General features: G+C 41.1%; 12 protein-coding genes. 8 read left to right on the top strand and 4 right to left on the bottom strand.

The genetic code is table 11. The features are described 5' to 3' along the window. Positions 1-36: 36 nt before the first annotated feature. Both ychF and CK503_RS00470 read left to right on the top strand, forming a co-directional pair. Positions 37-1,131, top strand: a complete 1,095-nt coding sequence (gene ychF / locus CK503_RS00475; RefSeq protein WP_095604822.1) for a redox-regulated ATPase YchF — start codon at positions 37-39, stop codon at positions 1,129-1,131. A gap of 141 nt (positions 1,132-1,272) precedes the next feature. Further along, positions 1,273-4,146, top strand: a complete 2,874-nt coding sequence (locus tag CK503_RS00470; RefSeq protein ID WP_217988280.1) for a tetratricopeptide repeat protein — start codon at positions 1,273-1,275, stop codon at positions 4,144-4,146. Positions 4,147-4,151: 5 nt separating this feature from the next. Here the strand turns inward: CK503_RS00470 and CK503_RS00465 are convergent, their stop codons facing one another. The 4 genes from CK503_RS00465 to deoC form a co-directional block, all read right to left on the bottom strand. Beyond that, the gene (locus CK503_RS00465; RefSeq protein WP_095604820.1) at positions 4,152-4,757 is read right to left on the bottom strand and encodes an SPOR domain-containing protein; all 606 of its coding nucleotides are present in this window, start codon (positions 4,755-4,757) and stop codon (positions 4,152-4,154) included. A gap of 4 nt (positions 4,758-4,761) precedes the next feature. Beyond that, positions 4,762-5,631, bottom strand: coding sequence for an aldehyde dehydrogenase family protein (locus tag CK503_RS00460; protein ID WP_095604819.1), 870 nt, complete (start codon positions 5,629-5,631; stop codon positions 4,762-4,764). 57 nt (positions 5,632-5,688) lie between these two features. Continuing rightward, a complete protein-coding gene (locus CK503_RS00455; protein ID WP_095604818.1) occupies positions 5,689-7,209 on the bottom strand; it encodes an aldehyde dehydrogenase family protein in 1,521 nt (506 codons plus the stop codon). 78 nt (positions 7,210-7,287) lie between these two features. Then, the gene (gene deoC / locus CK503_RS00450; RefSeq protein ID WP_176466168.1) at positions 7,288-8,187 is read right to left on the bottom strand and encodes a deoxyribose-phosphate aldolase; all 900 of its coding nucleotides are present in this window, start codon (positions 8,185-8,187) and stop codon (positions 7,288-7,290) included. Between the two features lie 227 nt (positions 8,188-8,414). Between deoC and CK503_RS00445 the strand changes: the two genes are divergently transcribed. From CK503_RS00445 to CK503_RS00420, 6 genes are all read left to right on the top strand, one after another. Further along, entirely contained in the window at positions 8,415-9,170 is a 756-nt protein-coding gene (locus tag CK503_RS00445) for a hypothetical protein (RefSeq protein WP_141239840.1), read from the top strand. 572 nt (positions 9,171-9,742) lie between these two features. Next, a complete protein-coding gene (locus CK503_RS00440; RefSeq protein WP_095604815.1) occupies positions 9,743-11,131 on the top strand; it encodes a PAS domain-containing sensor histidine kinase in 1,389 nt (462 codons plus the stop codon). A gap of 17 nt (positions 11,132-11,148) precedes the next feature. Beyond that, complete coding sequence (locus CK503_RS00435) at positions 11,149-11,820, top strand: response regulator (RefSeq protein WP_095604814.1); 672 nt, start codon at positions 11,149-11,151, stop codon at positions 11,818-11,820. 207 nt (positions 11,821-12,027) lie between these two features. After that, on the top strand, positions 12,028-12,480 hold the full coding sequence (locus CK503_RS00430; RefSeq protein WP_095604813.1) for an Hsp20/alpha crystallin family protein: 453 nt from the start codon (positions 12,028-12,030) through the stop codon (positions 12,478-12,480). Between the two features lie 321 nt (positions 12,481-12,801). Then, the gene (locus CK503_RS00425) at positions 12,802-13,557 is read left to right on the top strand and encodes a sensor histidine kinase (protein ID WP_095604812.1); all 756 of its coding nucleotides are present in this window, start codon (positions 12,802-12,804) and stop codon (positions 13,555-13,557) included. A gap of 282 nt (positions 13,558-13,839) precedes the next feature. Then, positions 13,840-14,166, top strand: coding sequence for a DUF5335 family protein (locus CK503_RS00420; protein WP_095604811.1), 327 nt, complete (start codon positions 13,840-13,842; stop codon positions 14,164-14,166). The last annotated feature ends 10 nt before the right edge of the window (positions 14,167-14,176 follow it).

Genomic DNA, 14,176 nt, shown 5'->3' with positions numbered 1-14,176 from the left:
AACTAATTGATTAACATTTTTAATTTATTGTAATACATGAGTTTACGATGTGGAATTGTAGGACTTCCAAATGTAGGAAAGTCCACTTTGTTTAATGCGTTAAGTGATGCCGGTGCCGATGCTGCAAATTTTCCGTTTTGTACTATTGATCCCAATATTGGAGTCGTTCCCGTACCGGATGAACGACTGGATACGCTGTATGATATAGTGGGATCAGAAGAAAAAATACCAACCAGCGTTGAATTTGTAGATATCGCCGGATTGGTAAAAGGGGCATCGGAAGGCAAGGGTAAGGGAAATGCTTTTCTATCGCACATTCGAGAAGTTGATCTTATTGTGCATGTGGTTCGCTGTTTTGATGATGAGAATGTTGTCCATGTAGAGGGGGATGTAAACCCTAAACGCGATATTCACATTATCGAGGATGAACTCATCCTGAAGGATCTTGAAACGGTTGAAAAGCGATATGAGAAACTGAAGAAAGAGGCAAAGAGCGGTGAAAAAGAAACTCTTCAAAAGCTGGAAATTGTCGAACGGTTAAAGGAGCATCTTGAACTGGGGAATGCCGCTCGTGCATTCGACGCTGATGAAGAAGAGCGCAAAGCTTACCAAGAGTTATTTTTGCTTTCTGACAAGCCGGTACTTTACGCTTGTAACGTTTCTGAAGAAGACCTTGATGATGGCAACGAATGGGTGGAAGAGGTTAAAGAAATTGCTTCCCGTTTTGATGATGAGGTTGTTACTTTTTGTGCAAAAATTGAGGAAGAAATTGCCGAGCTCGATGAAGAGGAACGCGCAATGTTTCTTGAGGAACTTGGGGTAGAAAGTGCTGGGCTGGAGCGTTTAATTCGAGCCGCTTACAAAGAGTTGGGGCTGATTACATACTTCACGACAGGACCGAAAGAGACGCGAGCCTGGACCGTTCGCAAAGGAGCTAAAGCTCCGGAAGCAGCGGGCGTAATCCACAGTGATTTTGAGCGCGGATTTATTCGTGCCGAAACGGTAAGCTATGATAAATATAAAGAGCTGGGATCTGAAAAGGCTGTTAAAAATGCCGGAGAAATGCGTCAGGAGGGAAAAGACTATATCGTCCAGGATGGAGATGTAATGCTTTTCCGTTTTAATGTTTAAATAATATCCTAATCATTTACGCCCTTTTACAGCACATTATTTGCTTTCTGATGGTGTCTTTATTTTAATATTGTTCTATTAATATTTGAATGAAAGACATCAAAAATGGTACTGCAATATTTTCAGAAGCTGTTACTTTATGTGATAATAATCACATTTGTTATTGGATGTGCTGACAAGCCCAAACCATATGCCGATAATGTAGATGCCGCCCGTGAGTTATTGGGTCAGCAGCGAGATAAGGCGTTGGAGCAGGTAAAGCAAGAGGTTACTTCTCAAAACATTGAAAAGCTAATATCGCTTGGCCTATGGGATGAAGCTGATACATACCTCTCTGAAATAGATCAGCCCAAAGTTCCGTTACAGCTTGCGGAAGCTCGACTGCTGATCAAGAAGCACCAGTATGCTAAGGCCGAGCAGCTTGTATCATCCGTTCTACAAGACCAACCGGACAATAGGGAGGCAATGTTATTGCAGGCCAGACTTGATATTCAGGCATGGCGGCTGGATCAAGCAGAACAAAAAGCTGAAGATTTGTTGGATTCTGATACTGAGGATCCCAAAGCCGAATTAATCCTTGGAAGGATTGCACTGCTGAATCGCAATTATGACCAAGTGTTGGAACGGGCGCAAAAGATACAGCGATGGGATTCCAATTTTGCCGGTGGATATTGGCTTGAATCAGAGGCACATTTCTGGTCTCAAAATCCTGAGCAGGCAGAAGCACCCCTGCAGAAGGCATTATCTATTGCTCCTTTTGATGCCGATGCTCGCTTTAGCTATGGATACGCGATTTGGCGCAGGGTTGATGCGACCCAACTCGATGATATGGCTGCACAATGTAATTTGGCTTTGGAAGTCAATCCGCTGCATTACCTTACGCACTGGCATTTTGGCAATGGACATACGAATCTCACCTATGCCGATTATGCCCATCCTACCGACAGTACCGTTCAAAGTTTATTGGAGAAAAGTGAAGATCTTATCGCCGAAGATCAGATAGAAGAAGCAATAGAAGAAACTCGTTCTGTTGGAAACGAATATCCTGCATCCATTTTGCCGGCTATGGCACGCGGATCAATTTATTATATGGCTTATGATATGGACCGTGATGCTCGCTTGGATTCCGCTCAAGCTATATTTGAAACGGTTTTAGAAGAAAAACAAAATTATGGTCCGGCTCATAATGGTTTGGCGGCTGTAATTAAACAGCGACAATTTGAACAACTGGACGAATTTGAATCGTTAGAGGATTCCATAGCTCAAACGCCGGTCCCGACCTCAGGATCTGTTTTTTATGATGTGTTTCCGGATGCGCAATACTACCCCGGTGATCGGGTAACAAAAATGATTGCCCAGCAAATTGGACCGAGTAAAGCTTATCTGCCCATGATTAATAAGTTTGGGTCCGATTTTGCGATTCCACCATTACATATAGATTTGGCCGAGGCTATGGATAATAACTACTTCCGATATGGTACAACCTTTGATAATCGCCAGTGGATGGATATTCGCGGTGTTGGAAGTGGAGCTACAGGTATTGAGTATCTCGAGCGGGGTGCCCATCTGGAGCGCAATGTGCTGGCGCATGAGTATGCCCATTTGTATCACGGACGAATTCTAACGGATCACGAAGACCGACGCATTCGTTCCTTGTATCACGATGCGATGAAAAATAATCATACGCTCGACTATTATGCGGCAAACAATGAGAGCGAATATTTTGCGCAGGGATATGCGGGATTTCTATCCGAGGAGAAGGTACATCCCTTAAATCACAAATCGATGAATACCCGTGAATATATCCGATCTAAAGATCCTCATTTGTATGCGTTTTTAGATTCTCTGTTGAGTAAACAGAAAGCGTATCTGTCGGGTGATGAGAAGGTCTTCGATGATAACTGGGCGCAAACCCATTTGGCTCTGGCAAAAAATTCGTCAGATGTTGCTACCGCCAAGGCTCATCTCGATACTGCGCTTTCGTACAGTTCTGATTATATACCTGTAATTTTGGAATATGCTGAAGTTGAGGCTAATGAAAAGAACTATGAAGAAGCTGATCAACGAGTTTCTAAAGCCAAAAAACTCAATCCCAACTATGCACCCGTTTATGTAACGGAAGCCGAAGTTTTACATCACAAAAGCTTAAACGGAGAATTATCTTATAATAAGTCAATTGATCGGCAGGCTATATTATTTGATAAAGCGGAAAGGTTGGAAGGTGATTTGGCAGAACAAGCTCAATTAAATCGTATTCAGCGGAATCGCTTTCGTCAGTATGGACACATTGGTAAGGCGCTGGGGGTTGCAAAGCAATATGCTGAGGATGGGCCAACGATTTCAACCTATCTGCGTGATCGTGTAGAAGAAGCCGAAGCTGATTACTATGCAATGCGAAGCAATATTGGCTATTCTGCTGAGGCTGTTGATTTCTATGAGTCGCTGGTGGATCAGAACCCGCAAAATTTTGAGTATCGCCTGAGATATAGTGATGCCTTAATTATTGCTAAACAGCTGGATAAAGCGGTGTCTGTGATTGCAGAAGGGCAGCGTATTTTGGCTTCAGCAGATAATGAAAGGGATGATTATAAACTGAGAAGGGCTCAAATTTCTATTCTTAATGGAGCTGAAAATCAGGCCGAAGGAATATTGGATGAAGTAGAAATAAATAGTGTTGAAGTTGAAGATCAGTTGCTGAAAGCACAGCTTTTGGTTGAATTAGATAGGATGGAGGATGCGAAGGAGATTCTCAATTCCATTGAAACAACGTTACCTGCAGAACAGGCCTCATTGCACTTTACAAAGGCAATATTGGCGAAAGGAATGGGTAATGTTGACGAGGCCGAAGAAAGATTTAAAACTGCGTTGTCAAAAGATCCTTATCATCTGAAGGCAAGAATTGAATTGCTTTCTATATTAAATGAACAGGGGAAAGAGGCAGAGAAATCAGAATGGGTTGAGGATGCTGAGCAACTTGTTGTTCCACTGGGCCCTGATTTTAATCGAGAAATCTAAAAGGATCATTGGTCTGTTCCGTTGCTAAGCGTATCTTTCTTCAAAGGTTCAGGCTTTTTGATCTCAAAACTTGCGGTATCGGCAGGAACATCCGAAGGTTCTATTCGATCATGAACAACCCATGCATCCGGATAGCGCTTTTTAATTAGGCGGGAAAACTTATTGGCTTGTTCTCTGATTTGGAAGTCGCCTACATGTACTTTGAATTGGGGTTGTCGGAATGACACATATGCATCTGCTTTATAACCCTTTATGGTGGAATCGGCCCACATTCGGAATGAATTGGCAACTGAATCAGCCCGTTCAACATTACGGGTGGAGAGAATCTGCACGCGGAACCCATCATACGGATTTCTATTGATCTGCTCTCCCGCTGAATCAGCTTTCAGATAAATATCGGGGATATCCTGTTTTTGGGTAAGATATACATCGCTCAAGCTACTCCGGGTTTGATCAAGTAGCCTTATAAATTCAGATAACGGCTCATTACGGTCAGTAGTTGTAGGATCTTCTTGTTCCGAAGATGTTTGCTTGGTTGTTTTACAACCGATGATTCCTACCACCAGCAACCCAATAATAGTGAGTAAAATGTAGCGAAAAGAATTGTTCATAAGATTAAAGTCCAACCGGATGCCAGGTTGTTTTTGTTTCTTGAAAGTCAGTGATGTAATAGGGGGATTGCGCTTTTTCTGACAACCAATCCTCAACAGGTTTACGTCGTACCCGCTTAAGGTTTAAAGTAGCATTCTCATCAATTTGTTTCCTCTGCTCCTGATCAATGTCCGGATCGGTATAAAAGAAAGCATTTACATCTTTGTGTGTAGTCATGTGTTCTAAAAGTTCATCTCTGAACCCAGTCAAAATATTGACCACTCCATCAGGAACATCAGAAGAGTTGAGTACTTCCGCAAAACTGATAGCACTTAACGGATATTTTTCGGATGCCAGAATGATGCAGGTATTGCCGCCTACGATAACAGGGGCCATCACAGATACAAGCCCCAGCAGGGGTCGGTCTTCAGGCGCCCATATATTAACTACGCCCATCGGTTCGGGCATAGAAAAGTTAAAATGAGAGCTTGCAACAGGGTTTATCGTTCCAAAAACCTGCTGGTATTTATCCGACCAGCCGGCATAGTAGATAAGACGATCGATAGAGGCTTCAACTTCAGCCTTTGCTTTTTTTGTTTTATAACCGATCGTTTCGAGCTCTTCGATAAATTGGGCTTTGCGTGTTTCAAGCATTTCGGCAATGCGATATAAAATTTGTCCGCGGTTATATGCACTCCGGTTGTTCCAGTCTGGCTGGGCCTCCCGAGCTTCAACAACAGCATCTCTTACATCTTTACGAGAACATTGACAGGCATTGGCTAAAATATTTTCATTGGCGTCGTACACCTTGTAATAGCGTCCGGATTCTGTCCGTGGAAAATTGCCACCGACATATGTTTTATAGGTTTTCAAAACTTCAATTCTATCTGACATAGTATTCTATTTTAAAATCGTTGTCATTTCGAGCGTAATGCGAGAAAATCTGTTTGTTTATTGTAGTTTCACATATGGATACAACCCATGTAGTCCACCTTCACGACCTTCACCGCTTTCTTTGTAACCGCCGAACGGTGAGGTGGGATCAAATTTGTTATAGGTATTCGACCAAACCACACCATTACGAATCTTACTGCCTGTTTTAAATATCTTGGATCCTTTATCGGTCCATACACCACCGGCCAGGCCGTAAGGGGTGTTATTGGCCTTTTCGATTCCTTCCTCAGCCGTTCGGAATGTTTGAACTGTTAACACCGGACCAAAAATTTCTTCCTGCACAATGCGATTGGACTGTCCAACATTGGTAAAGATCGTAGGGCGGCAGAAATAGCCTGTTTCAGGAATTTGGCAGGAGCTTTGATACATATTGGCTCCTTCATTAACGCCAACTTCAAGATATTCATTAATTTTGTTGTACTGCTGCTCCGAATTAATAGCCCCTATATCCGTATTTTTATCCAGCGGATCACCAACGATTAGCGTTTCCATGCGATCTCGCAGTTTTTGGATAACCGTATCAGCAACACCTTCTTGCACAAAAAGGCGCGAACCGGCACAGCACACATGACCCTGATTAAAGAAAATGGCGTTTATGACGCCTTCAACGGCTTGATCCAGGGGAGCATCCTCAAAAATGATGTTCGGCCCCTTGCCGCCAAGCTCAAGCGTATAGCGTTTGTCTGTTCCGGCCAGCGATTTTTTAATAATTTTTCCAACCTCGGTAGATCCGGTAAAAGCAATTTTGTCGATATCGTCGTGATTGACAATTGCAGAACCTGTTTGTCCCGCACCTGTTACAATATTAACTACACCATCGGGCAGGCCGGCATCCTTACATAGCTCGGCGAATTTCAGGGCAGTCAGCGATGTTGTTTCTGCCGGCTTAAGGACAACCGTATTTCCGGTCGCCAGGGCAGGAGCAACTTTCCAGGCCAGCATCAGCAAAGGGAAATTCCAGGGGATAATCTGTCCCGCTACGCCGAGTGGTTCGGCTTTCTTGCCGGGAAAAGCATAATCAAGTTTGTCGGCCCATCCTGCGTAATAAAAGAAATGCGCTGCCGCCAGAGGTACATCCACATCACGGGACTCCCGAATCGGCTTACCACCGTCCATACTTTCGAGCACGGAAAATTCACGAGCTCGTTCCTGTATAAGGCGTGCTATTCGAAATATGTATTTACCGCGTTCTTTAGCCTCCAGGGTTGACCAGCTTTTATCGAAAGCTTTTCGCGCTGCTTTAACTGCTTTGTCGATATCCTGCTGAGTGGCCTCTGCAAAAGAAGTGAGTTTTTTTTCCGTTGCGGGATTTAGGGAATCAAAATAACGACCCTTTTCAGGAGCAATAAACTCCCCACCAATAAATAGATCGTACTGATCCTCATATTCCACATGATCGGCATTTTGAGGAGCATCATCATATTCCCAAAAACCGTCAAAATCCAGCTTTGAACTTGGTGATGAGGGTTTATACGGTTTTTCTTCAACGGTTTCAGCTTTTTTTGAATCTTCAGACATGGCGATAAAATCTATAAAAGGTTAATTGGTCATTTCGACTTTCAGCAATACAATAAAGCCTCGAGATGACAATCTTAATTAATCATTTGAAAAGTAATCAGCGCCTTGGTAAACACCTGTTTGCTGTTTTACAATTTGCATTAGCAGATCATTGGTCAGCGAGCTGGCACCAAAGCGAAAATATTCGGGGGACAGCCAGTCGGTGCCCAACGTTTCTTTAACAAGTACCAAATACTGAATGGCTTGTTTAGCTTTGCGTATGCCGCCTGCCGGCTTCATGCCCACCATTCGTCCGGTTTCATAAAAGTAATCGCGTATAGCCTCCAGCATCACTAATGTAACCGGCTGGGTAGCGGCAGGTTTTACCTTTCCGGTTGATGTTTTAATAAAGTCTGCACCCGCGTGCATAGCTAAGTCACTGGCCTTGCGGACGTTTTCATAGGTTTGCAGTTCACCGGTCTCTAATATCACCTTGAGGTGGGCATCGCCGCAGGCTTCTTTAACAGCTACAATTTCATCATATACATAGCTGTAATTCCCTTTTAAAAATTCGCCGCGCGATATTACCATATCCACCTCATCGGCGCCGTCTTCGACAACTTGTTTCGTTTCTTTGAGTTTAGCGTCGAGGGTACTCATTCCGCTGGGGAAAGCCGTGGCTACACTTGCAACATTGATATCAGTGCCACGCAGTGCTTTTTTTGCTACAGGTACCATATTGGGATAGACGCAAATGGCAGCCACAGTTGGCAGGTTTGGAAGTGCCACATGAGGTTCTTTAGCCTTTTGACAGAGCTGTATAACCTTTCCGGGCGTATCCATACCCTCGAGCGTGGTGAGATCGATCATGCTGAGCGCCAACTTAAGGGCTTGTACCTTTGATTCCTTTTTGATACTTCTGGAGTTGAGTCGTGCTACTCGTTCTTCAACACCTACTTCATCGATAGGCACCGTTTTTGTGATTTCAGAAATCTTCAAAATAAAATTGTTCTTTGTTAATACTTTAGAGCGTCAAACGTAGGATGTAAAAGTACTTTCATATCCTTTTGAAGGTAAGAATAGATTGCAATTCCCCCAAAATATAAGAACCAATTACTCGATAAAATGATTGGCTGCGGGTACGCAGATTGTAGTGTTTTCCCTTATACCATGAGGGGTCAGTATTTTGTATTTTATATGTCTTAAACCTATAAGAAGAGGGTTCCGTGGATAAGATAGAGAGCTATGAGAAAGTGTTAATCAATATTTCGCCCAGAAAATGGCCTTCATTTCTAATGAAGAATGCTTTTGTATCAGGCAATGAAATTAATATTGAACTTGCAGAAGAATTTGCTCGGGTTGGTACGGTGATGGATTTTAAGCGCTTTATTCGTATAGACTACACTGATGCACCAGAGGGATCAGAAAAGTCTTTTTTGACCTATTGTGGCATTTTGGGTTTAGGAAAGTATCTATCAAAATACTACGATAAAGGTTTACTTATTCAGCTGCGAGAACGGGCAAATGACCCAAGGCTACCTATTCGGCAGGCAGTAGTCAAAGCACTGCAATATATCGGACGTCAGAAGTCTCACCGACTGGTTGATTATATAGCCGATTGGAAGAACGGGACTCCTTTGGAACAACGTGCGTGTATAGCTGCAGTTTGTTCTCCGGAACTGCTTAAAGATCGGAAGTCTATTCTGGAAGCATTAGAACTGTTGGAATGGGTTACGGTTACATTTGTGGGAGATGTGGATTGGAATAAGGATTATGAGGTTTTGCAGGAAGAGGTCGCTCAATGCTGGGCCATTGTAGTTGTTGCAAACCCTGAGAAGGGGAAACAGGTGATGGAGCGCTGGATGAAAGAAGATCATCTATTAGTTGATGTTATGATGAAAAAAAGTCTCTTGAATAATTCCATGCAGGTTTTGGAGGGGGAATGGGTAAATAAATGGCTTCAGAATCTAACGACTCAATAGGGTGATATATATGCTGATAACAGCATATAAAAGGTTGATAACCATAATGTTAGAGGCTTAGGAAGAATTATTTGTTTAAAATGTAAGAGAGATGCTTTGAAGTATACGCCGAGAGGGAGATGGGATAATACTCATCTCCCTTTTTTGTAGTATTGCTTTTTTATAGCTGTCAGGGCTATGCACGGTATATTTTTTTGATCTATTAAAAGAGAACCAACACTTGTCATAATATTATTGGTATATAGTTGAGATAGGCTAACTCGTGAACATTCTCATATATTTCTACAAAACACCTTGTAGTGGTATACCGGAAAAAAATGCGCGAAATGTCCTGTAGGGGATTATAAACCGAAGTATCCAATTATTATGTAGGGCATTTACCTACACCATGTAGGGGAAGTTGAATGTTATTTCTTTTTGTGAATGATTTATAACTTAATTGACTAACTTTCGGTTTAGTCTGGGGCCATTTTAGGTTAGAATTTATCTATTTCCTGTTCTTGACCGAATAGTGACTTTTGACTTACTTAGATTAAGAGTATCAGTAGAAAGAGAGTAAAAAAAGGAAAAAAGTGAAGCATGATCAAAAAACAGAGGTTCCCAATTCCGGGGAAATACTCGAAGAGATAAATCAGTGTGTGATTAGTACCGATCTGAATGGAATCGTAGACTATTGGAATAGTGCGTGTGAGCAAATATTTGGCTATTCAAATGCAGAAATGATTAATAAGTCGCTGCAGAAGATATATCCCTCTGTAGCAACTGAACGTTATGATCAACATATCCGACAATTGAGAACGGGGCAAGAGGTGAAGGGACAGTGGAAAAGCATTACCAAGGGAGGAGATATTATCTGGATTGATGTACATGCTAAACCACTGATGGATGAAGGGGGGGACCCGCAGGCAATAATTGCATCAGCACATGATATTGGAGAATTGAAGCGAGTGGAAAGGGAGTTGGAAGAAAATAAAGCTCGGGCACAGGCCATCTTGGAAACAACAGTAGATGGAATTTTTACTACTGATATCGAAGGTCAGATATTGAATTTTAATCATTCTGCTTCTCGAATGTTTGGATACAGCGAAGATGAAATAACTGGCAAAAGTGTAAATATTCTCATTCCCAGGTTCCACGATAATGATGATTTCGTGAATTGGTATTCCGAAACAAGTGAGAAACGTGTTATCGGATACCGCAGAGAGTTGATAGGTCGGCACAAAAATGGTTCAACATTTCCTCTGGAACTGTCGGTAAGTGAAATTGAGTGGCAGGGAAACCGGATATTTACAGGGGTAGTAAATAATATTAGTGATCGGCGCCGTCTTGAGCGGGAAATATTACGTATTTCGGAGGAGGAACGTAGAAACTTGGGCCATGATCTACATGATGGGCTCGGACAAATGTTGACAGGTATTCACCTGATCAGTAAAAATTTAGCTCAGAAGTTAAAGTCCAATGGATTTCCCTGTTCCGATGAAGTGAAGGAAATATCCGACCTGATAAAGGAAGCCGATGAGTATGCAAAAGCGTTGGCCCATGGATTAGTGCAAGTTAACTTTGTAGAAGAGGGGCTTGATACCGTATTAAATCAGTTGGCCCGTCAGGTGGAAAAGCTTTTTAATATAAACTGCTCAGTAGATTTTAAGGACGATATAAAATTACATAATAATATGCAGGGCATGCATTTATACAGAATAGCTCAAGAATCTATTAGTAACGCAGTTAAGCATGGCAAAGCCAATAACATCAACATTGAGATAAAAACTGAGAATGGTTTTTTAAAACTTTTGATAAGAGATGATGGTATCGGGTTTTCTGAGTCTCAAAAACAAACAAAGAAAGCCGGAATGGGCATAAATATTATGGGATATCGAGCCAATATCTTATCGGGCCGTATAGAAATTTTTGAAACTGAAGAAGAAACAAAAGTCCTTTGCACCATTCCTTTTAATAAGTGACAAAAAGGTAAACTCTTATGTCAAGCAAATTTAAGAAAAGTATTGTTTTGGTTGATGATCATCCTTTGATGCGCAAGGGACTTGCACTAACCATTGATTCTGATCCGGCTTATGAGGTAATCGCGCAGCTTGACCGTGGCGAAGAACTTATACAACGGCTTGATGAACTCAGTCCCGATCTGATAATTGTAGATGTTTCGCTGCCGGGTATGGGGGGACTTGAATTAGTAAAGCATATTAAATCACAGAAAGATAACCAGAAGATATTGGTCGTCTCCCGACATGATGAATCGCTCTATGCCGAACGGGTTATCCGGGCTGGTGCAAATGGATATGTAATGAAGCTGGAAGCGAGTGAAGTTTTGCTTAAAGCTGTTAGAAAAGTGTTAAAGGGAGGTATCTACGTGAGCGAAGAAGTGAGTGAACGGTTATTATTGGGAATGGCGCGGGGTCAAAAAGAAGTGATGGAATCACCCATTGAAAAACTGAGTGATCGTGAACTCGAGGTTTTTGAATTAACCGGTAAAGGAAATAGCACCCGAGATATCGCCGAAAAACTTCATCTCTCCGTTAAGACGGTAGAATCATATCGTGCCCGTATTAAGACCAAACTGAACCTGGAGAATGCCACTGAATTGATGGTTCATGCTGTTAAATGGGTAGAAAATGAGCATTCTGGCACTCGTTAGAATGTGGTTGGAGGGGGTAATTAATTGTTCACCAAATAGCTAAATTTGATCAGTTGTTGCGTAGGGATTATACCTATCACAAGATTTCTTTTATGCTTACAACTCTACTATAGAACCTATTGCACATCTATTATCTTGCATGTTTTATATTCAATTTCACTGGGCTTTTTATTCCCAAATAAAACAATATTAAAGAAAAGAGTTATTATGAAACAATTAACCAGATATCAGCCAACGACTGTTCCGGTAAGCAATCTGCGTAGAGAAATGGATCGTATTTTTAATGAGCTTATTCCCTATAGCTGGCGGCTTGATGAAACTGAAACAGGAATGACAGCATGGACTCCCACTACCGATATGTTTGAAACGGATGGAGAATATATCGTTGAAGTTGAATTGCCGGGACTTAGCAAAAAGAACCTAAATATCAGCTGTCAGGATAATGTGTTATCTATTGAAGGAGAGCGAAAGCAAGAGCATAAAGAAGAACGCCCCGGCTATTTACGGAGTGAGCGTTCATTTGGGGCTTTTAAGCGATCAATAATTTTGCCAACCTCAATTTTAGAAGATAAAGTTAAAGCGGTGTTTAAAGAGGGGATTTTGAGAGTGACCGTTCCAAAAGCTGAAAAAAGCAAGCGAAAATCAGTACCCATTGAATAATCATATACTGTAAATGGATTTATTTCAGGGGCTGCGTTAAAGCGTAGCCCCTGTTTTATATTTATATAGTTGCCGGAACATATTCTGTTTAGAGGTGATTTATATAATGAACAGTGACTATAATTTCTCTATTATCTTAAAAATATCATCACATGTTTTTTTTGAAGTTCTATGGCCAGGTTTAACTTAAAGCTTATCAAACATTTCAATCCCCTTATTGGTATTGTAAGATAAATTATTACATTACTTAGCTATTCTAACCTAATAGAAGGGTACTATTATGGTTGTATTAAATATGATTGCATCAAAAAGGGAGTAGTTATGGTTATATCAAAAGAGAGCAATAATGAATATAATGATCTTGATAAGCTAAAAGAGAAGAATAAAAAGCTAAAGGAAAAGCTAAAAATACAAGAAGAGAAAAATAGAAAATATAAAAAAGCACTGGCAAATAAGAGTCTTATAGAACGCTGGAAGATCGGGACCTATCTTCATGATGATCTGGCTCAGCAGTTGGCCTCTGCAAAAATTTCTGTTTGTATTCTCAGGGATGAGCTCTCAAAAGAAAACTTATCAGAAATCTGCAATGAAATAATCAATATAATTGATGAGAGTCTCCGAGAGGTTCGGGATTTATCGCATGATATCATTCCCTTGGATGTAGAAAAGGAAGGCGTCGAAAAGGCTTTAAACCATTTAAAAAGACAGGTTGAAAATCAGCATAATATCAAGTGTAGATTACAGACTGATGAAATCCTTCACAAGATAAATAGCAGAAAAGTAGCAACCAATCTTTACCATATTACCCAAGAAGCAATTAAAAATGCCATTAATCATGGAAAGGCTAATAATATTAAAATTGTTCTTATTGAACATGAGCAACAGTTATATTTACACGTAAAAGATGACGGCAGTGGATTAGATTCGAAGAATGGCAGTGGTGGTATGGGAATAACGATTATGAAGCATCGGGCAGAAGTAATAGGTGGTTCCCTGCGGATCAAAGATGCTAAAGAAGATGGTTACAGCACTTGCGTAACTTGTACCCTCCCTTTGGAATCTCTTGAAGATCAATAATATCAAGAAGAGAGGTTGATATTTACTTTGGAAGAACTTCGATTTTATTATTGACAAGCATTTTATCTGGCTTTTCGAATTTGGCTTATGCATTTCTTAAAACACAAGTTCAACCCTTTTGCTAATCCAACCGTAACAGAGATTAAATTATAAGCAAGCGACCAGTCCTTTGTAGTGAAAAAACTGACAGTGAAGTGGGGTATTACCTGTAGGTAATAATCGTCGTTTTTTTATACCTATCTATAATTCAATTCTTTGAACACATTAGTACAGAGGGGCGTTATGGAATCCAAGAAAATAAGCAAGCAAGAGTGGCAAAAGTATTTCGACTCTTTTTCTATTAGATATCTGAAAGATGAACAGCCGGAGTATATTGAGATTCAAGTGCTTTCAGAGGATATAGGAGTACAAAATGAAATTACATGGACGCCTTTAAAGGGCATCGCTTATGACCCCAAAAGTGATATTCTTGAAATACAGATTGATAAATTGGATCACCTTATCTCGCATCCCCAAGAGATATACGTAAATGAAGAGGATAACGGCTGGCTTACCGGAATGATGGTGATTCGCCGTGACGGGGAGAAAAGTATCATCGATATTCGTTAACGGAGAATTG

This window comes from Fodinibius salipaludis (genome assembly GCF_002287075.1).
Taxonomy (GTDB): domain Bacteria; phylum Bacteroidota; class Rhodothermia; order Balneolales; family Balneolaceae; genus Fodinibius; species Fodinibius salipaludis.
The sequence above is the reverse complement of the archived record's forward strand: the minus strand, read 5'-3'. Positions and strand labels throughout refer to the sequence as shown.

Bases quoted from the DNA above. Each gene is read 5' to 3' on its own strand.
- CK503_RS00425 (WP_095604812.1), top strand. From the start codon at position 12,802: ATGGTTATATCAAAAGAGAGCAATAATGAATATAATGATCTTGATAAG.
- CK503_RS00455 (WP_095604818.1), bottom strand. From the start codon at position 7,209: ATGTCTGAAGATTCAAAAAAAGCTGAAACCGTTGAAGAAAAACCGTAT.
- CK503_RS00430 (WP_095604813.1), top strand. From the start codon at position 12,028: ATGAAACAATTAACCAGATATCAGCCAACGACTGTTCCGGTAAGCAAT.
- ychF (WP_095604822.1), top strand. From the start codon at position 37: ATGAGTTTACGATGTGGAATTGTAGGACTTCCAAATGTAGGAAAGTCC.
- CK503_RS00465 (WP_095604820.1), bottom strand. From the start codon at position 4,757: ATGAACAATTCTTTTCGCTACATTTTACTCACTATTATTGGGTTGCTG.
- CK503_RS00460 (WP_095604819.1), bottom strand. From the start codon at position 5,631: ATGTCAGATAGAATTGAAGTTTTGAAAACCTATAAAACATATGTCGGT.
- CK503_RS00420 (WP_095604811.1), top strand. From the start codon at position 13,840: ATGGAATCCAAGAAAATAAGCAAGCAAGAGTGGCAAAAGTATTTCGAC.
- CK503_RS00435 (WP_095604814.1), top strand. From the start codon at position 11,149: ATGTCAAGCAAATTTAAGAAAAGTATTGTTTTGGTTGATGATCATCCT.